Origin of the sequence: Streptomyces sp. NPDC006326 (assembly GCF_040612915.1) — a bacterium.
In the GTDB taxonomy this organism is placed as follows: domain Bacteria; phylum Actinomycetota; class Actinomycetes; order Streptomycetales; family Streptomycetaceae; genus Streptomyces.
The window spans coordinates 23,288-43,646 of sequence record NZ_JBEXRC010000051.1; the positions used below are offsets into that span (position 1 = coordinate 23,288).

18 protein-coding genes and 1 tRNA gene are annotated in these 20,359 nt (G+C 73.3%); 15 read left to right on the forward strand and 4 right to left on the reverse strand.

Translation table 11 applies throughout. The annotated features are described in order from the left end of the window. Positions 1-36: 36 nt before the first annotated feature. The 6 genes from moaC to ABZ128_RS29955 all read left to right on the forward strand — a co-directional run bounded on the left by moaC (position 37) and on the right by ABZ128_RS29955 (position 4,664). Positions 37-516 (forward strand): cyclic pyranopterin monophosphate synthase MoaC, encoded by a 480-nt coding sequence (gene moaC / locus ABZ128_RS29930; protein WP_356852313.1) that lies wholly within the window; start codon positions 37-39, stop codon positions 514-516. Positions 517-683: 167 nt separating this feature from the next. Next, positions 684-1,163: a MogA/MoaB family molybdenum cofactor biosynthesis protein gene (locus ABZ128_RS29935; protein WP_356852350.1), complete on the forward strand. Its 480-nt coding sequence runs from the start codon at positions 684-686 to the stop codon at positions 1,161-1,163. A 17-nt stretch (positions 1,164-1,180) separates the two neighbouring features. Beyond that, positions 1,181-1,789, forward strand: a complete 609-nt coding sequence (locus ABZ128_RS29940; protein ID WP_356852314.1) for a GNAT family protein — start codon at positions 1,181-1,183, stop codon at positions 1,787-1,789. 158 nt (positions 1,790-1,947) lie between these two features. Then, positions 1,948-2,961 carry a hypothetical protein gene (locus tag ABZ128_RS29945; protein WP_356852315.1) on the forward strand — a complete coding sequence of 338 codons (1,014 nt, stop codon included), beginning with the start codon at positions 1,948-1,950 and terminating at the stop codon, positions 2,959-2,961. A gap of 76 nt (positions 2,962-3,037) precedes the next feature. Further along, positions 3,038-3,111: transfer RNA gene (locus ABZ128_RS29950), tRNA-Ala, on the forward strand. Positions 3,112-3,335: 224 nt separating this feature from the next. Further along, positions 3,336-4,664 (forward strand): CoA transferase, encoded by a 1,329-nt coding sequence (locus tag ABZ128_RS29955; RefSeq protein ID WP_356852316.1) that lies wholly within the window; start codon positions 3,336-3,338, stop codon positions 4,662-4,664. 40 nt (positions 4,665-4,704) lie between these two features. Here ABZ128_RS29955 and ABZ128_RS29960 read toward each other — a convergent pair whose 3' ends face one another. Next, positions 4,705-5,199 (reverse strand): GNAT family N-acetyltransferase, encoded by a 495-nt coding sequence (locus ABZ128_RS29960; protein ID WP_356852318.1) that lies wholly within the window; start codon positions 5,197-5,199, stop codon positions 4,705-4,707. Positions 5,200-5,237: 38 nt separating this feature from the next. On the opposite strand from ABZ128_RS29960, the gene ABZ128_RS29965 reads away from it, so the two are divergent. Next, positions 5,238-6,041 carry an exodeoxyribonuclease III gene (locus tag ABZ128_RS29965; RefSeq protein ID WP_356852320.1) on the forward strand — a complete coding sequence of 268 codons (804 nt, stop codon included), beginning with the start codon at positions 5,238-5,240 and terminating at the stop codon, positions 6,039-6,041. On the opposite strand, the gene ABZ128_RS29970 is transcribed toward ABZ128_RS29965, so the two are convergent. Further along, positions 6,023-6,766: a MerR family transcriptional regulator gene (locus ABZ128_RS29970; protein ID WP_356852322.1), complete on the reverse strand. Its 744-nt coding sequence runs from the start codon at positions 6,764-6,766 to the stop codon at positions 6,023-6,025. The two genes, ABZ128_RS29965 and ABZ128_RS29970, sit on opposite strands and share 19 nt — an antisense overlap. Positions 6,767-6,932: 166 nt before the next feature. Between ABZ128_RS29970 and ABZ128_RS29975 the strand changes: the two genes are divergently transcribed. Genes ABZ128_RS29975 through ABZ128_RS29985 form a run of 3 tightly spaced genes read left to right on the forward strand, consistent with a single transcriptional unit; the run spans position 6,933 to position 10,416 of the window. Next, positions 6,933-8,555 carry an NAD(P)/FAD-dependent oxidoreductase gene (locus ABZ128_RS29975; protein WP_356852324.1) on the forward strand — a complete coding sequence of 541 codons (1,623 nt, stop codon included), beginning with the start codon at positions 6,933-6,935 and terminating at the stop codon, positions 8,553-8,555. Continuing rightward, complete coding sequence (locus tag ABZ128_RS29980; RefSeq protein ID WP_356852325.1) at positions 8,552-9,535, forward strand: alpha/beta hydrolase; 984 nt, start codon at positions 8,552-8,554, stop codon at positions 9,533-9,535. The genes ABZ128_RS29975 and ABZ128_RS29980 overlap by 4 nt, the downstream gene beginning before the upstream one ends. Then, entirely contained in the window at positions 9,532-10,416 is an 885-nt protein-coding gene (locus ABZ128_RS29985; RefSeq protein ID WP_356852326.1) for an SDR family oxidoreductase, read from the forward strand. Before ABZ128_RS29980 ends, ABZ128_RS29985 begins: the two co-directional genes overlap by 4 nt. A 131-nt stretch (positions 10,417-10,547) precedes the next feature. On the opposite strand, the gene ABZ128_RS29990 is transcribed toward ABZ128_RS29985, so the two are convergent. Next, positions 10,548-13,829, reverse strand: coding sequence for a S41 family peptidase (locus ABZ128_RS29990; RefSeq protein WP_356852328.1), 3,282 nt, complete (start codon positions 13,827-13,829; stop codon positions 10,548-10,550). A 137-nt stretch (positions 13,830-13,966) separates the two neighbouring features. Here ABZ128_RS29990 and ABZ128_RS29995 point away from each other — a divergent pair, with 137 nt between their 5' ends. Continuing rightward, positions 13,967-14,581 (forward strand): TetR/AcrR family transcriptional regulator, encoded by a 615-nt coding sequence (locus tag ABZ128_RS29995; RefSeq protein WP_356852329.1) that lies wholly within the window; start codon positions 13,967-13,969, stop codon positions 14,579-14,581. A 116-nt stretch (positions 14,582-14,697) separates the two neighbouring features. After that, positions 14,698-16,899 carry an MMPL family transporter gene (locus ABZ128_RS30000; protein ID WP_356852331.1) on the forward strand — a complete coding sequence of 734 codons (2,202 nt, stop codon included), beginning with the start codon at positions 14,698-14,700 and terminating at the stop codon, positions 16,897-16,899. 118 nt (positions 16,900-17,017) lie between these two features. Here ABZ128_RS30000 and ABZ128_RS30005 read toward each other — a convergent pair whose 3' ends face one another. Further along, the gene (locus ABZ128_RS30005; protein ID WP_356852332.1) at positions 17,018-17,524 is read right to left on the reverse strand and encodes an SsgA family sporulation/cell division regulator; all 507 of its coding nucleotides are present in this window, start codon (positions 17,522-17,524) and stop codon (positions 17,018-17,020) included. A 214-nt stretch (positions 17,525-17,738) separates the two neighbouring features. On the opposite strand from ABZ128_RS30005, the gene ABZ128_RS30010 reads away from it, so the two are divergent. From ABZ128_RS30010 to ABZ128_RS30020, 3 genes are read left to right on the forward strand one after another with little or no spacing between them, the layout of a single operon-like run. Then, positions 17,739-18,803, forward strand: coding sequence for an energy-coupling factor ABC transporter permease (locus ABZ128_RS30010; RefSeq protein WP_356852334.1), 1,065 nt, complete (start codon positions 17,739-17,741; stop codon positions 18,801-18,803). A gap of 1 nt (position 18,804) precedes the next feature. Continuing rightward, positions 18,805-19,566, forward strand: coding sequence for a cobalt ECF transporter T component CbiQ (gene cbiQ / locus ABZ128_RS30015; RefSeq protein WP_356852336.1), 762 nt, complete (start codon positions 18,805-18,807; stop codon positions 19,564-19,566). Further along, positions 19,554-20,339: an ABC transporter ATP-binding protein gene (locus ABZ128_RS30020; protein ID WP_356852338.1), complete on the forward strand. Its 786-nt coding sequence runs from the start codon at positions 19,554-19,556 to the stop codon at positions 20,337-20,339. Before cbiQ ends, ABZ128_RS30020 begins: the two co-directional genes overlap by 13 nt. The last annotated feature ends 20 nt before the right edge of the window (positions 20,340-20,359 follow it).

Genomic DNA, 20,359 nt, shown 5'->3' on the forward strand with positions numbered 1-20,359 from the left:
CCCTTGCGGGGCCCGGAGCGGGAGCGGCGCGCAGATATGAGTACGCAGAGCAGGCTGACGCACATCGACGAGGCCGGTGCGGCCCGGATGGTCGACGTCTCGGAGAAGGACGTCACGACGCGGACGGCGCGGGCCAGCGGGCGCGTGCTCGTCTCCCCCCGGGTGATCGAACTGCTGCGCGGCGAGGGCGTGCCCAAGGGAGACGCCCTCGCCACCGCGCGGATCGCCGGGATCATGGGGGCGAAGAAGACCCCCGACCTGATCCCGCTCTGCCACCCCCTGGCCGTCTCCGGCGTGAAGGTGGACCTCTCGGTCGCCGACGACGCCGTGGAGATCCTCGCCACGGTCAAGACCACCGACCGCACGGGCGTCGAGATGGAGGCGCTGACGGCCGTCGCCGTCGCCGGGCTCACCGTCATCGACATGGTGAAGGCCGTCGACAAGGGCGCCGTCATCACCGACGTCCGGGTGGAGGAGAAGACCGGCGGCAAGTCCGGCGACTGGAGCCGGGCGTGAACGCCCCGCGCGGCGGCGAGGTCCACAGCCACAGCCACGGGCCCGCGGCGGCCGGTGCGGACGCCGCCGGCGCGTCCGCGGCCCCCGGCGGCGCGGCGGCACCCGACGCGGGCGGGGCACCGCAGGCGGCCCCCGGCGGGCAGCCCGACCGCCCCCTTCGCGCCCTCGTGGTCACCGCCTCCAACCGGGCCTCGGCCGGCGTCTACGCCGACCGGGGCGGTCCCCTGCTCGCCGAGGGACTCCAAGGCCTCGGGTTCACCGTGGACGGGCCGCGGGTCGTCCCCGACGGGGACCCGGTCGAACAGGCGCTGCGCGAGGGCGTGGCCGCCGGGTACGACGTCATCCTCACCACCGGCGGCACCGGCATCTCGCCGACCGACCGCACCCCCGAGGCCACCGCCCGGGTGCTGGACCACGAGATCCCGGGCATCCCGCAGGCCATCCGGGCCGAGAGCCTCGCGAAGGTGCCGACGGCGGCCCTGTCCCGAGGCCTGGCGGGCGTGGCCGGCCGCACCCTGATCGTGAACCTGCCCGGCTCCACGGGCGGCGTCCGCGACGGCCTCGCGGTCCTGACCCGCGTCCTGACGCACGCCGTGGACCAGATCCGGGGCGGCGACCATCCCAGACCTGCGGGGAGCCCCAGCTGAACGGGCCCTCCTGGCCGGTGGTGCTGAGCGACGGCGACGTCACGCTCCGGCCGATAAAGCTGCGCGACCAGAGCGCCTGGCGGGAGGTCAACCGGCGCAACCGCGACTGGCTGCGGCCCTGGGAGGCCACGATCCCGCCGCCCGCGCCCTGGGGGCCGGTGATCCACCGGCCGACGTACCGCCAGATGGTCCGGCACCTGCGGGCCGAGGCGAACGCGGGGCGGATGCTTCCCTTCGTCATCGAGTACCGGGGCCGCCTGGTCGGCCAGCTGACGGTCGCCGGGATCACCTGGGGCTCGATGTGCGCGGGCCACGTCGGCTACTGGGTCGACCGGGAGGTGGCGGGCCGCGGGGTCATGCCGACGGCGGTCGCGCTCGCCGTGGACCACTGTTTCGGGAAGGTCGGGCTGCACCGGATAGAGGTGTGCATCCGCCCGGAGAACGGCCCGAGCCGGCGCGTGGTCGAGAAGCTGGGCTTCCGCGAGGAGGGGCTGCGTCCGCGCTACCTGCACATCGACGGCGCCTGGCGCGACCACCTCGTGTACGCGCTGACCGCGGAGGAGGTCCCGGAGGGGCTGCTGCGCCGGTGGCACCGGGCACGCAGCCAGGGGGCCTCGCCCTCCTAGGAAACGAATATCCGTTCGAATTCCTGGGTGCGGGAAACCGATTCGTCCATAACCTGATCCGAAGAATCACAAAAAAAGTCCGTGATATCAGCCAGTTCGTGCGACACACCGGCCCAATTGGCGGATCCGCTCGGCCGCGCCCCTCTACGGTGTGGGGTGTGAGCAGCAGCGGCCTCATCTACGCAGTCATTGTCGGGGCCTGGGCCGCCTACTTGGTGCCCATGTGGCTCCGGAGGCAGGACGAGCTGAACGAGGCCCGTCCGACGGAACGCTTCTCCACTGCCATTCGGCTGCTTTCGGGCCGGGCGGGAATGGAGCGCCGTTACGCCAAGGGGCTGCGTGAGCGGGCCGAGCAGGAGGCGCAGACCCAGTACCACGCGGACCCGGACGCCGCGACGGAAACGGTGAATTCCGTGGACGCCGACGCCCGGGCCGTTGCCGTACCCCCGACCAGGGCGGAGCCGCGGTCGGCGGTGGCGGAGCGGCACCGGCGCGAGCAGCGCCTGCAGGTGCTCGCCCGCCGCCGGCGCACCACCGCGCTGCTCTTCCTGATCTTCACGCTGGGCGCGGTCGTCGCCGCGGTCGGCGGTCTGGCGTACCTGTGGGCGCCCGCCGTACCGGCCCTCCTGCTGAGCGCGTACATCATGCATCTGCGCGTCCAGGAGCGCAGGCGCTACGAGTTCACCATGGACCGCAGGCGCGCCGAGGCCGCCGCCCGGCAGCTGCGCGAGACCCGGCAGCGCCGCCGCCACCCCGACGACACGACGACCGCCGCGGCCGAACCCGACCCCGCTCCGCCGGTCTCCCCCCAGGAGGCCGGCCGGCGCGCGCTGGTCGAGCAGACCGACCACGCCGAGTGGGTGGACCAGCAGCGCGAGCGCGAACGCGGCCCCGCCCGGGGCGACAGCTGGGAGCCGGTCCCGGTCCCGCTGCCGACGTACGTGACGGCCCCGGTGGCTCCGCGCGCCACGGGCCCGGCGGCCCCGGACGCCTGGAGCGCGGCCCGCTCCAGCGCGGCCGAACCGACGGACCCCCGCCTGCGCGCCCAGCCCGCCCCGGCCTCCGCGCCGGAGGTGAAGCCGCAGCACCCGGTCCGCGGCCGCGACCGGGGCCGCACCCCGCTGTTCGACCAGTACGAGAGCGACGAGCGCCCCCGCGCCGCGAACGAATGACGGGACCTGCGCGGATGCTCCCCGATAGCGGTTTTGGAGCACCGCCGCGGGGATGCTAATGTTTCACACGTCGCAAGGGCCTGTGGCGCAGTCTGGTAGCGCACCTCGTTCGCATCGAGGGGGTCTGGGGTTCAAATCCCCACAGGTCCACAGACGACAGTTTCCGAGTAGCTCTCGGGAATCGTCACGAGATCCCGTCCGGTCGCAAGACCGGGCGGGATCTCGGCGTTTGCGGGTGCGAGGGTGCCGGTCAACCCGCCCCGCCCGACGGCCCCTTCGGGCCGCTCCGACGGAACTCCGCCGCAGGTGCTTTCGCCCCGACTGCCCGACCTCCGGGGTGCCGGCCCCGGGACGGGGCCGCGCAGAATGGGACCGTGACGGATCTTGACGGTGCGACGGTGCAGGCCTGGGACGCGGTCGGCGGGGCTCCCGGGGTGGCAGGGCGGGTGACCTACCGCGGTGGCAGCGACCTGGGGGAGGGGCCGCTGCCCGTAAGGGAGTTGGCGCGGGCCACCGTCGGGGCCGCCGCGCTGGCCGCCGCGGAGCTCGGCGCCGTACGGGCGGGCGGCGGGGCGCAGGACGTGCCCGGGGTGGTGATCGACGAGGGGGCCGTGGCGACGGCGTTCGTCAGCGAGCGGCACCTGCGGGTGGAGGGGCGCGAGCCGGTGAACTTCGCGCCGCTGTCCGGCTTCTGGCGGGCGGCGGACGGATGGGTGCGCACCCACGCCAACTACCCGCACCACGAGGCCGCCCTGGTGCGGGTGCTGGGCGCCCGCACTCCCGGGCGACTGGCGGCGGCGATCGCGGGGCGGGCCGCCGAAGAGGTGCAGGAGGCCGTGTACGCGGAGGGCGGGCTCGCCGTCGCGGTACGGGAGAGCGGCTACGGGGAGCCGCAGCCGCTGGTGGAGGCGCGCAAGACCGGCGGCCGGGGCCGGGAGCTGGGCCCCGCGCCCCTTTCGGCCCCGGCGGCCGGGGTGCGGGTGCTGGACCTGACCCGGGTCATCGCCGGCCCGGTCGCCACGCGGACCCTGGGATGGCTGGGCGCGGACGTGCTCCGGATCGATCCGCCGAAGCTGCCCGAGGCGGACGACGCGTACGCGGACACCGGCTTCGGCAAGCGCTCGGCGCTGCTGGACCTGGCGGACGCGCGGGACCGGGCGGTCTTCGAGGGGCTGCTGGCCGGGGCCGACGTGGTGGTGACGGGCTACCGGCCGGGCGCGCTGGAGCGCCACGGGCTGGGTGCGCGGCAGCTGCACGAGCGGTGGCCGGGGCTGGTGGTGGCCGAGCTGTGCGCCTGGGGGTGGCGCGGGCCGTGGGCGGGGCGCCGGGGCTTCGACTCGCTGGTGCAGGCGGGGTACGGGCCGGCCGCCGCATGCGGGGACGGGGAGCGGCCGGGAGTGCTGCCCGCGCAGGCACTGGACCACGGGACGGGGTACCTGATGGCGGCGGCGGTGCTGCGGGCACTGGCCGAGGGTGGCGGGCGGTCGCTGCGGTTCTCCCTGGCCGGGACGGCCTCGTGGCTGGTCCGGGAGGTGCCGTCCGCAGCCGCCGCCGCGCAGGAGTACGCGGCGGAGCCGTGGCTGCGCGAGACCGCCTCCGGATACGGGACCGTACGGTACGCCGTGTCACCGCTGCCGGCCGGGGGGTGGGAGCGGGGGCCGTCCCGGTGGGGGACGGACGCCGCGCGGTGGAGCACGACCTGAGCGCACCCCGTTCCGGCGCGGCGCCGCCCCGCCGCGGCCGTCACGGGGCCAGGGGCTTGGCCATGCAGCGGCTGGAGTCGTAGAAGCGGTAGTGGCCGAACTTGGGGGAGGGGGCGTAGCCCGAGGAGAGGTAGAGGGCTATCGCCTCCGGCTGCTGGTCGCCCGTCTCCAGGACCATGCGGACGCGGCCCGCCGCGCGGGCGTCGGCTTCGAGTTCCGCGAGGATGCGCCGGGCCAGGCCGAGACCGCGGGCCTCGGGGACGACGTACATGCGCTTGAGCTCGGCGTCGCCGTCGGAGTAGCCCTCGTCGTTCTCGTCCTGGGTGCGCCAGCCGCCGCTGGCTATCGGGCTCTGCGCGGCGTCGTACGCCAGCAGGTACAGGCCCTGCGGAGGGGTGAACATCGCCGGGTCGAGGGGTGTGACATCGCCCTCGCCGTCGTAGCGCGCCTGGTACTCAAGTTGCACCTGGTCGTTGAGTTTCACCGCGTCCGGGTGGTCGTACGGTACGGAGCGGAGCTGGATCCCGTGAGACATCGGAACATCGTACGGAACCCTCCCGCTATGGTGCTGGGATGCTCACCGTGACCTCCGTGAATGTGAATGGGATCCGCGCCGCCGCCAAGAAGGGCTTCTCCCCGTGGCTGGCCGGGTCGGATGCCGACGTGGTGTGCCTGCAGGAGGTGCGGGCCGAGGAGGCGCAGATCCCGGCCGAGGTGCGGGAGCCCGAGGGCTGGCACACGGTCTTCGCCCCGGCCGCCGTCAAGGGCCGGGCCGGTGTGGCCCTCTACACGCGGCGGGCGCCCGAGCGGGTGCAGGTGGGCTTCGGGAGCGAGGAGTTCGACGGTTCCGGGCGGTACCTGGAGGTAGACCTGCCCGGTGTGACCGTGGCGAGCCTGTACCTGCCCTCCGGCGAGGCGGGCACCGCGAAGCAGGACGAGAAGTACCGGTTCATGGCGGAGTTCCTGCCCCACCTCGCCGCGCTCAAGGTGCGCGCGGCCGCGGAGGGGCGGGAGGTCGTGGTCTGCGGCGACTGGAACATCTGCCACCGGGAGGCCGACCTGAAGAACTGGAAGACCAACCGCAAGAGCGCCGGGTTCCTGCCCGAGGAGCGCGAGTGGCTCGGCAAGGTGTACGAGGAGGCGGGGTACGTCGACGTCGTACGCGCCCTGCACCCGGACACCGAGGGGCCGTACTCCTGGTGGTCCTACCGCGGGCGGGCCTTCGACAACGACGCCGGCTGGCGCATCGACCTCCAGGTCGCGACCCCCGGGCTCGCGGCCCGGGCCGTGAAGGCCTTCGTCGAGCGGGCCGAGACCCACCCGGAGCGGTGGTCCGACCACGCGCCGGTGACCGTGGTCTACGAGCTCGGCGTCTGAGACCCCGCGGGCCGGGACCCCGGCGGCCGGGACTGCGGCGCCCGCGCGCCCGGCGGCTGCGAGCGGGAGGCCTGGAGGCGGTCCATCGCCATCGCGAGTTCCGCCTCGACCACGCTCTTGGCCAGCGGGCGCAGGCGCGGTACGGCCTTCGGGGAGAGGTGCTCCTCGATGAGCTCCGTGAACAGGGCCGCCAGGGCGTCCGCGTGCGCGCGGACCCGGCGCCCGGTCTCCAGGACCGCCGCGAGCGGGACCCCTTCGCGGACCAGCGCGGAGGAGACGTCCAGCAGGCGCCGGCTGACGTGCACGATTTCGTCGCCGTCGGTGGCGACGTAGCCGAGGTCGAGGGAGGCCGCCAGGTTCTCCGGGGTGACCTCGCCCTCGAAGTAGTCGGCCAGGGCTTCGGGCGTCAGGCGGACCGGGGTCTCCTCGGACCAGCCCATGCCGAGCAGCTCGCCCAGCTGGCTGACGTCGCGGCCGTTCTCGAAGGCGGCGGTCAGTTCGGCGATGCCGCCGAGGGTGTGGCCGCGTTCGAGCAGGGCGGCGATGGTGCGCAGCCGGGCCAGGTGGTGGTCGTCGTACCAGGCGATGCGGCCCTCGCGGCGGGGCGGCGGGAGGAGCTTGCGCTCGCGGTAGAAGCGCAGGGTGCGCACGGGTATGCCGGCCGCCTCCGCCAGTTCCGCCGTACGGTATTCGCGCACTGTCCTCGCCGCTTCGGTCTCTGCCACGGACGAAGCCTATGGCGTACCGGCAGTAACTTTCCGGGTGCGACCCCTACCCAGGAGTACGGGGCTGCTCTACTCTCCCGATTGTGCCAGTGATTGCTGGCAGTGTGGCGCTGTGGTGATGACGGGTCTGGGCTGGACTGCGCGAGCGGATGCGGAAGGCGGCGGCATGGCGGGCAAGGGTGGCACGAAGCGGCGTGAGCACGTACGGGTGGCGGTGATCGGCTCCGGCTTCGGCGGGCTGGGCGCGGCCGTCCGGCTGCGGCGGGAGGGGATCACGGACTTCGTCGTCCTGGAACGGGCGGACTCCGTCGGCGGGACGTGGCGCGACAACAGCTATCCGGGGTGCGCGTGCGACGTTCCCTCGCACCTGTACTCGTTCTCGTTCGCACCCAACCCGGACTGGCCGAGGACCTTCTCGGGGCAGCCGCACATCCGCGCCTACCTGGAGCACGTCGCCGACACCTTCGGGCTGCGCCCGCACATCCGGCTGAACGCCGAGGTCACGATGATGCGCTGGGACGCCGACCGGCTCCGGTGGCGCATCGAGACCTCCTCGGGCGAGCTCACCGCGGACGTCGTGGTGTCGGCGACCGGCCCGCTGTCGGACCCGAAGGTGCCGCAGGTGCCGGGGCTCGCCGGTTTCCCCGGCAAGGTCTTCCACTCCGCGCGCTGGGACCACGACTACGACCTGCGCGGCAAGCGCGTCGCCATGATCGGGACCGGCGCCTCGGCCATCCAGATCGTTCCCGCCATCGCCCCCGACGTGGAGCGGCTCACGCTCTTCCAGCGGACCCCGCCGTGGGTGATGCCGCGCACCGACCGGGCCATCGGCGCCGCGGAGCGCTGGCTGCACCGCCGGCTGCCCTTCACCCGGGCCGCGCGCCGCGGGCTGCTGTGGGGCATCCGGGAGCTCCAGGTGAGCGCCTTCACCAAGCATCCCCGGCAGCTCGGGCTGATCGAGTCGCTGGCCAAGGCGAACATGGCCCGCTCGATCAAGGACCCGGCGCTGCGGGCCAAGCTGACGCCCTCGTACCGGATCGGCTGCAAGCGGATCCTGCTGTCGAGCGAGTACTACCCGGCGCTCGCCCGGCCCAACGTGGACCTGGTCGCCTCCGGGCTGAAGGAGGTCCGGGGCTCGGTGCTGGTCGCCGCCGACGGCACGGAGACCGAGGTGGACGCGATCGTCTTCGGCACCGGCTTCCACGTCACGGACATGCCGATCGCCGACCGGGTGGTGGGTGCGGAGGGCATGACCCTCGCCGAGCACTGGAAGGACGGGATGCAGTCGCTGCGCGGGGCGACGGCCGCCGGCTTCCCCAACTGGATGACGATCATCGGGCCGAACACCGGCCTCGGCAACAGCTCGATGATCCTGATGATCGAGTCGCAGCTGAACTACATGGCGGACTACCTGCGCCAGCTCGACGTGCTCGGCGGACGGGTCGCGCTCGCCGCCCGGCCGTCGGCCGTGAACGCGTGGAACCGGCGCGTGCAGACCCGGATGGAGCGCACGGTGTGGAACACCGGCGGCTGCACCAGCTGGTACCTCGATGCGCAGGGCCGCAACACCACCGTCTGGCCGGGCACCACCGGCGAGTTCCGCAAGGAGACGCGGACCGTGGACCTGGCCGAGTACGAGGTCGTACGGGTGCGGGAGCCACGGCATGAACAGGACCGGACACCCGGACGGGTCCCCGCCCAGGCCGCCGCCGCGCAGCCCGGCGCCGTGGAGCCCGCCGTCGTCCGGCCCGCGGCTGCCCCGGCCGCCGCCGAGGAGGGCGCCGCGTGAGCCGCCCGCCGCACGTCACCACGGGGCCGTACGCCCCGCCCGTCCCCCGCCGCGAGCTGACCGCGGTCTCCGCCGACGGGGCGCGGCTGCACGTGGAGGTGCACGGGGAGGAGGGCGCGCCGGCCGTGGTGCTGGCGCACGGCTGGACCTGCTCCACCGCCTTCTGGGCCGCGCAGGTCCGCGCCCTGGCCACGGCCGGCCACCGGGTGGTCGCCTACGACCAGCGCGGCCACGGCCGCAGCCCCGCCGGGCGCTGGTACAGCACCTCCGCTCTCGCCGACGACCTGGTCGCCGTCCTGGGCGCCACCCTCGCCCCCGGCGAACGGGCGGTGGTCGCCGGGCACTCCATGGGCGGGATGACGATCATGGCCGCGGCCGGGCGCCCGGAGTTCGAGGAGCACGCCGCCGCCGCGCTGCTGTGCAGTACCGGCAGCTCGCAGCTGGTCGCCCGGTCGCTGGTGCTGCCCTGGCGGGCCGGCCGCGTGAGAACGCGCCTCACCGGGGCGGTCCTGGGCTCCCGCGCCCCGCTCGGGCCCGTCACACCGGTGGCCGCCAAGGTGCTGAAGTACGCCACCATGGGCCCCGGGGCGACGCCCGAGCAGGTCGAGGCCTGCGCCCGGATCGTGCACGCCTGCGCCATTGGCCCCCGGCACGCCTGGTCCCAGGTGCTGGCCGGGCTGGACCTCGACGCCGGCCTGGCCGCGCTCACCGTGCCCACCGCGGTGATCGGCGGTACGCACGACCGGCTGACGCCGATCGTGCACGCCCGCCGGATCGCCGCGGCCCTGCCGCACTGCGTGGGGCTGACGGAGCTGACCGGCATGGGCCACATGACCCCGATCGAGGCCCCCCGGGCCGTCACCGGAGCCCTGCGGGAGCTGGCCGCCCGCCACCTGCCCGGCACCGCACGCACGACCGGCCACCCGACCGACCCCCCGACCGACCGCCTGACCGACCAGGAGAAGGAGAAGACGCCGTGAGCGCTCGCAGGAGTCTGGAGGGACAGGTCGCCGTCGTCACCGGCGCGGCCCGCGGCGTGGGCGAACTGCTCGCCCGCAAGCTGTCCGCGCGCGGCGCGAAGGTGGCCCTGGTGGGCCTGGAGCCGGAGGCGCTCAAGGAGGTCTCCGAGCGGCTGCACTCCGACAGCGACCACTGGTACGCCGACGTCACCGACCACGAGGCCATGGCGCGGGTGGCCCAGGAGGTCAAGCAGCGCTTCGGCAAGGTGGACATCGTCGTCGCCAACGCGGGCGTCGCCGCGGGAGGCCCGTTCGCCGACTCCGATCCCGACGCCTGGCGCCGGGTGATCGAGGTCAACCTGATCGGCGGGGCCGTCACCGCCCGCGCCTTCCTCCCCGTGCTCACGGAGAGCCGCGGCTACTTCCTGCAGATCGCCTCGCTCGCCGCGATCACGCCGGCGCCGATGATGACGGCGTACTGCGCTTCCAAGTCCGGTGTGGAGGCCTTCGCGCACTGCCTGCGCGCCGAAGTCGGCTACAAGGGCGTCAAGGTGGGCGTCGGCTACCTCTCCTGGACCGACACCGACATGGTGCGCGGCGCCGACCAGGACGAGGTGATGCGGGAGCTGCGCCAGAGGCTGCTCTGGCCGGCGAACCGCACGTACCCGCTGGGCCCGGCCGTGGACCGGATCGTGGCCGGCATCGAGCGGCGCTCGCCGCACGTCTACGCGCAGGGCTGGCTGCGCGGGATGCAGGGGGTGCGCGGCTACCTGCCCGGGATCATCGCCACCGTCGGGCAGCGGGAGATGAAGCGTTTCGGACCGAGGCTCGCCGGCGTCTCCAAGGGCCTCGTGGGGGCGGGGGGCGCCGCGGACGAGCAGGAGCGTACGCAGCGGCATTGACCGGAATGCGCGCCGGCTCGACGAGTCCGACGAGACCCCGGCAGCCCTGGCCGCAGCAGTGCCGAGGGGCGCGACCCGCAGCCGCGGACGCGCCCCTCGGGCATGTCCCGGCGCCCTCGGGCGTGCCCTGCCTACTCGCGCGGCGGCAGCTTCGGACGCCGCAGGTCCGGTACGTCCGCGTAGCCGGGCGGCACCGCGGCCGGCTCCTGCTCCAGCAACTCCACCGCCAGGAACACCGCGTCGTCCAGCTGGGCGTGCCGACCCTCCGCCCAGTCGAGCGGGGTGCGCATGATCGCGAGGTCCGGCTCCACGCCGTGGTTCTCCACCGACCAGCCGTACTCGGGGAACCAGGCCGCGTTCATCGGCACCGTGATCACCGTGCCGTCGCCCAGGGTGTGCCGGCCGGTCATGCCGACCACCCCGCCCCAGGTGCGCTGGCCCACGACCGGGCCGAGCCCCAGCAGTTTGAACGCCGCGGTGATCATGTCGCCGTCCGAGGAGGTCGCCTCGTCGGCGAGCGCCACGATCGGACCGCGCGGCGCGTTCGAGGCGTAACTGACCGGCTGGGCATTGCGCGTGAGGTCCCAGCCGAGGATCGAGCGGCTCAGCTTCTCCACCACCAGCTCGCTGATATGCCCGCCGGCGTTGCCGCGCACGTCCACGATCAGGGCGGGCCGGGACATCTCCATGCGCAGGTCCCGGTTGAACTGGGCCCAGCCCGAGCCGCCCATGTCGGGGATGTGCAGGTAGCCGCACTTGCCGCCGCTGAGCTCGCGGACCACCGCGCGCCGCTTGGACACCCAGTCCTGGTAGCGCAGCGGCCGCTCGTCGATCAGCGGGACCACCGCGACCCGCCGCGGCCGGCCCTCGCCGTCGGCGGGCCGGAAGGTCAGCTCGACCGTGGTGCCGCCCGCCGCCGACAGCAGCGGGTAGGGCCCGGTGACGGGGTCCACGGGCCGCCCGTCCACGTGCGTGAGGACCGCGCCTTCCCGGATCCCGCTGCCGGCCAGCGGGGAGCGGGCCTTGGAGTCGGAGGACTCGCCGGGCAGGATCCGCTTGACCATCCACCCTTCCTCCCGGTGCACCAGGTTGGCGCCGAGCAGGCCGATCGGACGCTGGTAGTGCGGCGGGCCCTCGTTGCGGCGCGGGGGCGAGACGTAGGCGTGGGAGGTGCCGAGTTCACCGAGCACCTCGCGCATCAGGTCGGCGAACTCGTCGGGCGAGGCGACCCGTTCGACCAGGGGGCGGTACTGGCTCAGCACCCCGTCCCAGTCGATGCCGCACATCTTCGGCTCCCAGAAGTACGCGCGGATCAGCCGGCCGGCCTCCGCGAAGGCCTGGCGCCACTCGGCCGCCGGGTCCACCTCGTGGTGGATGCGCCGCAGGTCCAGGTAGACGGTGGAGTCGCTGTCGCCCGACTCGGTCGCCGGGACCGCGCGCAGGTCGCCGTCGTCGTTGATCACCAGCCGGGTGCCGTCGCCGCTGACCGCGAACCAGTCCAGCCCGGAGGCCAGTTCGCTCTTGCGGGCCTTGGTGATGTCGAAGTGCTCCAGGGTCGGCTTGCCGCTGGTGTCGGCCGGGTTGGCGAAGGTCTCGCCGAGCGCGCCCGAGATCGGCCAGCGCAGCCACACCAGACCGCCGCCGTGCACCGGGTACAGGGCCGAGTACTTCGACGCCGTGACCGGGAACGGCGTGACCCGGCTCTCCAGCCCCTCGACCTCCACCGTCACCGAGCCGTCGCCCTCGCTCGACTCGCCCTCCACCGGGTCGAGTCCGCCCGCGGCCGGCCGGCCGTGGGGCGTGTACGCGAAGGGCGAGGGGGTCGCCGAGGACAGCGGCACCAGGTACGGGCGGCAGCCCAGCGGGAAGGACAGGTCGCCGGTGTGCACGTCGTACACCGGGTCGAAACCGCGCCAGGACAGGAACGCGAGATAGCGTCCGTCCCGGGTGAAGACCGGATGGTCGTCCTCGAACCGGCCGTTGGTGACGTCCACGACGGTGCTGGGACCGGGACCGGAGATCCTGGCCATCTTGATCTGCCGCAGCGAGCGCCCGATCCCCGGGTGCGACCAGGTCAGCCAGGCCCCGTCGGGGGAGAAGGCCAGGTCCGTGACGGGCCCGTTGACGGACCGGATCAGCTCCGTCACCTCGCCGTCGGACTCCTCCGTCGCGTCGATGAGCAGCAGGCGCCCGTCGTTGGAGGCGATGGCGAGCCGCTCCCCGTCCGGATCGGACAGCAGTTCCAGTACGCGGCCCAGCTTGCCCGAGGCCAGCCGCCGCGGCTCCCGCTCCCCCGAGGCCCGCGGCAGGTAGGCGATCTCGATGGCGTCCTCGCCCTCCGCGTCCGTCACGTAGGCGACCTGCCCGCCGCTGCCGAGCATCTCGGGCAGCCGCACCCGTACGCCCGGGGTGTCGGCGATGGTCCGGGCGGGTCCGTCGCGGTGGGTGAGCCAGTACAGGCTGCCCCGCACGACGACCGCGCTGGCGCGCCCGGTGGCGTCGACGGAGAGCGAGTCGACGTGGTGGGCGGCCGGGACCTGGTAGGTGCGCCGGCCCGGTCGGGGGCCGGCGAGCCGGACGTCGAGTCTGCGCGGCACGGCCTCGGGGGCCAGGGAGTCGACGAGCCAGAGGTCGCCGGCGCACTGGTAGACGACCCGCGAGCCGTCGCTGGAGGCGTGCCGGGCGTAGAACTCCTCGTGGTCGGTGTGCCGGCGCAGGTCGCTGCCGTCCGGCAGGACGGAGTAGAGGTTGCCGATGCCCTCGTGGTCGGAGAGGAAGGCGATCCTGCCGCCGACGAACATCGGCGCGTCGAGGTGGCCCTCCAGGTGTTCCAGCAGCTGCGTGCCGTGCAGCCAGAGCCGGCCGGTGGCGCCGCCGCGGTAGCGCTTCCAGGCGGCGGGCTCGTGCGGGGGTTTGCCGGTCAGCAGCAGGGTGCGGCGTTCGCCGCCGGGTTCCTCGTGGACGGCGATGTCGGAGACCGGCCCCCAGGGCAGCTGGCCGCCGGGCGAGCCGTCGGTCGGCACGCTGTAGGCCCACGCGTAGTAGGAGAAGGGCTGCCCGTGCGAGGACACCGCGAGGATGTCGCTGCGGCCGTCCTTGTCGGGCGGGGTCCAGCCGCAGACGCGGGTGTCGGTGGAACCCCAGTAGGTGAGCTGTCGTGCCGGTCCGCCGTCGACCGGGGCCAGGTGGATCTCCGGATCGAGGCTGCGCCACGTGGTGTACGCGATGTGCCGCCCGTCGGGCGAGAAGCGCGGATGGCCGGCTCTGGTCCGGTCGACCGTGATCCGCCAGGCGCGGCCGACCGGTTCTCCAGGCGGAACCAAGGGCGCTACCCAAAGATCGTCCTCGGTGACGAAGCACAGCAGATCGCCGTGCAGGTGCGGGAAACGGAGGTACGCGGCGTCGTGACTCACCCCACAATGCTTTCCGCGCTGCAGGGGCCTGGCAACTCGTACACGTGATCCATGCCACGCCATTCAGCGAAACGGAACGGTTTCGTTTCGCTAGGCCGGGGGAGTATCATCGAGGCGTACGAAACGGTTTCGTTCGGATGGTCGACAAGGAGGTGCCGCAGATGATCGACGAGGTTCCCTCGCGGCGCAGCCGGATCACCCCCGAGCGGGAAGCCGAGCTGCACGGGGCGGTCCTCGACCTCCTGCGCGAGGTCGGCTACGAGGCGTTGACCATGGACGCGGTCGCCGCCCGTACGAAGTCCAGCAAGGCCACCCTCTACCGCCAGTGGGGGAGCAAGCCGGAACTGGTCGCCAAGGCCCTGCGGTGCACCCAGCCGATGTCCCTGCGGGAGATCGACACGGGCAGCCTGCGCGGGGATTTCCGCCTCATGGTCGAGCACTCCGACGACGCGCAGATGGCCAAGGACACTGCGCTGATGCGGGGTCTGGCCCATGCGGTCCACGAGAGCCCGGAGCTTCACAAGGCGCTGCGGGACCTGCTGGTCGACCCGGAGATCACCGGTCTCCAGCTGATGCTCCAGCGGGCCGTGGACCGGGGCGAGGTCGCCCCGGACTGTCCGGCCCTCTGTTTCGTCCCGCACATGCTTGTCGGCGCGTTCATCGCGCTTCCGCTGATCGAGGACCGGTCCGTCGACCGGGCCTTCCTCGGGGACTTCATCGACGCCGTGGTCTTCCCCGCCCTCGGCGTCTGAGTCTTCGCGCACGTCCCTCTGCTGCTCCTGACACGCCGCTCTCGTCGTCGGGCCGGCTTTCCACGCCCTGATCCATCCCGGATCCATCCCACGACCTGAACGGGAGAACCACCTCCGTGGCCACCTTCCTCTACCGACTCGGCAGGGGCGCCTTCCGGCGCCGCGGTCTCGTCGCCCTCGCCTGGGTGGCGCTGCTGTTCGCCGCCGGCTTCGGCGCCGCGACGGCGTCCGCCCCCACGTCGGGCTCCTTCTCCATACCCGGCACGGAGGCCCAGAAGGCCTTCGACCTGCTGGACAAGAAGTTCCCGGGCATGGCCGCCGACGGCGCCACCGCCCGCATCGTGATCAAGGCCCCCGCGGGCGCGACGGTCAACGACCCGAAGAACAAGGCCGAGGTCGAGAAGATCGTCTCCGGCCTGAAGTCGGGCCCCGGCGCGGCCCAGGTCGCCTCGGTCACCGACCCCTACCAGGCCCAGGCCGTGAGCCAGGACGCCTCCACCGCCTATGTCAGCGTCAAGTACGACGTCAGCGGCATGGAGCTCAAGGACGAGACGCGCGACGCGCTCAAGGACTCCGGCACGCAGGCCAAGGCGGCCGGACTCACCGTCGAGATCGGCGGCGACGCGCTGATGACGGCCCCCGAGACGGGCTCGGGCGAGATCGTCGGCATCCTGATCGCCGGGATCGTCCTCGTCATCACCTTCGGCTCGCTGGTCGCGGCCGGACTGCCGCTGCTGACCGCGCTGATCGGCGTGGGCATCGGCGTCTCCTCGATCGCCGCGCTCGCCAACGTGCTGGACCTCGGCTCCACCACCTCCACGCTCGCGATGATGATCGGTCTCGCGGTCGGCATCGACTACGCGCTCTTCATCGTCTCCCGCTACCGGGTGGAACTCGCCGAGGGCCGCGCGCGGGACGAAGCAGCGGGCCGGGCCGTCGGAACCGCCGGTTCCGCGGTCGTCTTCGCCGGTCTGACCGTGGTCATCGCCCTGGTGGGCCTGGCCGTCGTCAACATCCCGATGCTGACCAAGATGGGCTGGGCCGCCGCGGCCACCGTGGTGATCGCCGTCCTGGTCGCCCTGACGCTGGTCCCGGCCATCCTCGGCTTCGCGGGCAAGAAGGTGCTGCCGGCCGGCACGAAGAGCCGGCTGTTCGGCAAGGGCCGCCCGGCCGGCGCCGCGCCCAAGCCCAACGGCGGCACCCGCTGGGCCCGCTTCGTGCTGCGCCGCCCGGTCATGGTCCTGCTCGTCGGCGTGCTCGGCCTCGGCGCGATCGCCATCCCGGCGAGCAAGCTGGAGATGGGCTTGCCGGACGACGGCGCCCAGCCGGTCTCCACCACCCAGCGCAAGGCGTACGACCTGCTGTCGGAGGGCTTCGGCCCGGGCTTCAACGGCCCGCTGCTGGTGGTCGTCGACGGCGACAAGAAGCTCGCCGACGAGACCCAGGGCCGGATCAAGGGCCTGGAGGGCGTCGCCGCGGTCACGCCGCCGGCTCCCAACGAGGCCGGTGACGCCTCGGTGATCACGGTCATCCCGAAGGACCGCCCGTCCTCGGCGCAGACCGAGAACCTGGTCCACACGATCCGCGACGGCAGCGGGGACGACGTCCTCGTCACCGGCGCGACCGCGATGAACATCGACTTCTCGCAGAAGATGAACGACGCGCTGCTGCCCTACCTGGCGCTCGTGGTCGGCCTGGCGTTCCTGCTGCTGATGGTGGTCTTCCGCTCGGTCCTGGTCCCGCTCAAGGCGGCCCTCGGCTTCCTGTTGTCGGTCGTCGCGGCCCTCGGCGCGGTCGTCGCGGTCTTCCAGTGGGGCTGGCTCGGCTCGCTCTTCGGGGTGGAGCAGACCGGTCCGATCATGAGCATGATGCCGATCTTCATGGTGGGCGTGGTCTTCGGCCTGGCCATGGACTACGAGGTCTTCCTGGTCACCCGGATGCGCGAGGCCTACGTCCACGGCGAGCGCCCGGGACAGGCGGTCGTCACCGGCTTCCAGTACAGCGCCCGGGTGGTCGTGGCCGCCGCCGTCATCATGATCGCGGTGTTCTCCGGCTTCATCGGCGCCAGCGAGCAGATGATCAAGATGATCGGCTTCGGCCTGGCCGTCGCGGTCTTCTTCGATGCCTTCGTCGTCCGCATGGCGATCGTGCCGGCGGTGCTGGCGCTTCTCGGCCACAAGGCCTGGTGGCTGCCGCGCTGGCTGGACCGGCTGCTGCCGAACGTGGACGTGGAGGGCGAGAGCCTGCGCAAGCACCTCGGCGAGGCGGCGCAGGACACCGAGGGCCCGGACAAGGACCGCGAGCTGGTCAACGCCTGACGCTCGCGCACCCCGTGGCCAACGGCCCGGCCCCGCACCCGGTGAACGGGTGCGGGGCCGGGCCCTTTTGGCTGCGGGCCTTGTGCCTGCGGCCCTTTTTGTCTGCGGGCCGTTGCGCCTAGCGGGTGACGGCCGGGGTGGCGGGGGCGGCCGGGGCGGTCGCCGCGTACGTACGGCGCAGGAAGCGGCGCAGGGCGGCGATGTCGAACTGGATCACGGCGACGCCCTCGGGGGAATGGAACTCGACCACCGCCTGGACGCGGCCGCAGGGCCAGACGCGTACGTCTCCGGTCCCCGTCGGGAGCTGGAGGCCGGACTCCAGGAGGGCCCGGGGGAAGACCCACTCGTTGTCGGTGCCCTCGGGGGTGAGGCCCGCGGGGAAGACGATCCGGACGGCCAGGGGCTCCGCGGGGGTGAAGCGCAGGGCGACCGGGATCTTCCGGTAGAGCGGGTCGTCGCTGATCACGCGGGCGACGACGCGCTCCTCGACGCCGGTGGCGGTGGCGGTGGCGGTCGCGGTGGCGTCGGCTCCGGCGGCGGCCGCGGGGGCGGCGGCCCGGGAGGTCGCGGTCGCCGTGGTCGCAGTGGCTGCGGTCGCGGGGGGATTCTCGGCGGTGGCTGACACGACAAGACTCCTCAGATCGGAACGTATCCGTCCGTATTGCCCCCAGCCTCGCACATTCCCACCATTCCGCGCGCCGGTCTTTGTGAGGTGCACGCTCTTGCCAACGGTTTGCAATAGGGCACTATTCTTGAGCGGCTAAAGGTTTTTCAGGTCAAGGCCCGGACAGCCCCGGGGTACCTCCCGGAGGAGTCCGGGGGAGAAGCGGAGCCCATCCATGCACGTGCCCGACGGATTCATCGACGCCCCCGTCTCACTGGCCGCAGGTGTCGCCGCCGCGGGAGCCGTGGCCGTGAGCCTGCGGGGCGCCCGCCGCGAGCTCGACGAGCGCGCCGCCCCGCTGGCCGGGCTGGTCGCCGCCTTCATCTTCGCCGTCCAGATGCTGAACTTCCCGGTCGCGGCCGGGACCAGCGGACACCTCCTGGGCGGCGCGCTCGCCGCGATCCTCGTCGGGCCCTACACCGGCGTGCTGTGCGTATCGGTGGTCCTGCTCATGCAGGGCGTCCTGTTCGCCGACGGCGGCCTGACCGCCCTGGGCGTGAACGTCGTGAACATGGCCGTGGTGACCGTGGTCGTCGCCTACGCGGTCTTCCGCGCCCTGCTGAAGCTCCTGCCGGACACCCGCCGCTCGGTCACCGTCGCCTCCTTCGCCGGAGCGCTGCTCTCGGTTCCCGGCGCGGCCGTCATGTTCACCCTCCTCTACGCCCTCGGCGGCACCACCGACGTGCCCGTCGGCAAGGTGTTCACCGCGATGGTCGGCGTGCACGGCCTCATCGGCATCGGAGAGGCCGTGATCACCGCCGCGACCGTGGGCGCCGTGCTCGCCGTACGGTCCGACCTGGTGCACGGGGCCCGCAGGCTCGCCTCGCCGCTGAAGCTGCGCATCGGCGGCGAGCTGGTCGACGCCCCGGCCGCCGCCCCCGCGGCCGCCGCGGCCCGCTCCGGCGGATCGACCCGGAAGGTGTGGGCCACCGGTCTGGTCACCGCGCTCGTGCTGGCCGGTTTCGTCTCCTTCTACGCCTCCGCCAGCCCCGACGGCCTGGAGAAGGTCGCCGCCGACCAGGGCATCGACCAGAAGGTGCAGGAGCACGCCGCCGCCGACTCCCCGCTCGCCGACTACAGCGTCAAGGACGTCGACGACGCCCGCCTCTCCGGCGGCCTCGCCGGGGTCATCGGCGTCGGCGCGACCGTCGCCGTCGGCACCGGGATCTTCTGGACCGTGCGCCGGCGCCGTGCGGGCGACGCGGCCGTCCTGCCCACGAGCCCCTCCGCGGCGGGCTGACATGGGCGCCGGCCACGCCCACAAGCTCTACCGGCACGGCCACTCGCCGGTGCACGCCCTGCCGCCCCACTGCAAGATCGCCGCAGCGCTCGGCTTCGTCGTGGTCGTCGTGTCCACACCGCGCGAGGCGGTGTGGGCCTTCGGCCTGTACGCCCTCCTCATCGCCGCGGTCACGGCGACCGCCCGGATTCCCGCGGGCTTCCTGCTGCGCCGGCTGCTGATCGAGGTCCCGTTCGTCGCCTTCGCCGTGCTGATGCCCTTCGTGGCCCAGGGCGAGCGGGTGGACGTACTCGGCCTCTCGCTCAGCGTCTCCGGCCTGTGGGGCGCCTGGAACGTCCTGGCCAAGGGCACCCTGGGAGTCGCCGCCTCCGTCCTGCTGGCCTCCACCACCGAGCTCCGGTCCCTGCTGCTCGGGCTGCAGCGCCTCAAGCTGCCGCCGCTGCTCGTCCAGATCGCCTCGTTCATGATCCGGTACGGCGACGTGATCACCGACGAGCTGCGCAGGATGTCGATCGCCCGGCGCTCGCGCGGGTTCGAAGCCTCCGGCATCCGCCACTGGGGGGTCCTCGCCAAGACGGCCGGAGCCCTCTTCATCCGCTCCTACGAGCGCGGCGAGCGGGTCTACCTCGCCATGGTCAGCCGCGGCTACACCGGTTCCATGCCGGTGATCGACGACGTCGCGGCCACGCGCGCCCAGTGGGCGTACGCGGCCGCCCTCCCCGTGACGGCCCTCGCCGTCTGTCTGATGGGATGGACGCTGTGACTCCTTCCGCCTCCCTTCCCCCGTCCCCTCCTCCGTCCCTGGAGGTCAGCGGCCTCGCCTTCGCCTACCCCGACGGCCACCAGGCCCTCTTCGGGGTGGACCTCACCGTCGGGCAGGGGGAGCGGGTGGCGCTGCTCGGCCCCAACGGCGCCGGCAAGACCACCCTGGTGCTGCACCTCAACGGCATCCTCGACGGCGGGGTCGGCACGGTCGCGGTGGCCGGGCTCCCGGTGGAGAAGCGCAACCTCGCCGAGATCCGGCGCCGGGTCGGGATCGTCTTCCAGGACCCCGACGACCAGCTGTTCATGCCGACCGTCCGGGAGGACGTGGCCTTCGGCCCGGCGGCCGCCGGGCTGCGCGGCGCCGAACTGGAGGCGCGGGTGCGCGGGGCCCTCGACCAGGTCGGGATGGCGGCCTTCGCCGACCGGCCGCCGCACCACCTGTCCTTCGGCCAGCGCCGCCGGGTCGCGGTGGCGACCGTCCTCGCCATGCAGCCGGAGATCCTCGTCCTCGACGAGCCCTCCTCCAACCTGGACCCGGCCTCGCGGCGCGAGCTGGCCGACATCCTGCGCTCCCTGGACGTGACCGTGCTGATGGTCACGCACGACCTGCCGTACGCGCTGGAGCTGTGCCCGCGCTCGGTGATCCTCAGCGAGGGGGTCATCGCCGCCGACGGGCGCACACAGGACCTGCTGTGCGACGAGGAGCTGATGCGGGCGCACCGGCTGGAGCTCCCGTTCGGCTTCGACCCGCGTTCGGTTTCGGTGGCATAAGTCGGACCAGGCGATTGTTG